Below are 290 nucleotides of genomic sequence, written 5' to 3'. Positions count from 1 at the left end.
ACGTCGGTGGGATGGAAGGCGGGGATCACGACTGTGTCACCGCGACGCCACCGGCGGTCAAAGCAAATTCGGTCACCAATTGTTCATACGTCATTCCGGCAGCAGCTGCCATCGTCGCCAGGTTCCCTTGCCGTGACATGCCCGGGAGAGTGTTCACCTCCAGGAACCAGGACTCACCCGCCGCGTCGACGAGGTAGTCCATTCGGACAAACCCCGTCAGCTTCAGCTTCCGATACAGAGCCGCGGAACGCTCTTCGATGAGGTCGATCGAGCTCGTTGCGAGGTCGGCC

1 pseudogene is annotated in these 290 nt (G+C 61.4%); it reads right to left on the bottom strand.

Annotation, left to right across the window (positions count from 1 at the left end):
- Window positions 1-25 precede the first annotated feature (25 nt).
- Window positions 26-290 (bottom strand): annotated as a pseudogene (locus AC1RPR_RS08730) (hypothetical protein); the annotation flags it as partial.

The organism is Dellaglioa sp. CoH-57-MRSF-22, assembly GCF_056781895.1.
The sequence above is the reverse complement of the archived record's forward strand: the minus strand, read 5'-3'. Positions and strand labels throughout refer to the sequence as shown.